The following is a 233-nucleotide window of genomic DNA, read 5'->3' on the forward strand; positions in this document are numbered from 1 at the left end:
GATAGTCACCCGGACGTAAATCAGAAACAGAAATTTTTCCATCTTTATTAGTAGTTAAATCAGAACGAACATCATTGCCGTTCATATCAACGATTTTAAATACTGCGCCTTCAAGAGTAGCCCCGTCGATATCGTCGACTTTCGTTAATTCCACAGCGCCCTTTGTTAAGCTATTCTTAGCAGTAACAGAAGCAGTAGCGGTTTGACTCTTTTCAACGGTAAACTTGATAGGG

The 233-nt window shown here is 40.3% G+C and carries 1 protein-coding gene; it reads right to left on the minus strand.

Annotated elements, in window-relative coordinates:
• On the minus strand, positions 1 to 233 hold a 233-nt coding region (locus MR079_RS28915), incomplete at both ends, for a prealbumin-like fold domain-containing protein (RefSeq protein ID WP_242295119.1).

The sequence above is a fragment of the Bacillus cereus group sp. BfR-BA-01381 genome (assembly GCF_022663555.1).
Taxonomy (GTDB): Bacteria; Bacillota; Bacilli; order Bacillales; family Bacillaceae_G; genus Bacillus_A; species Bacillus_A pacificus.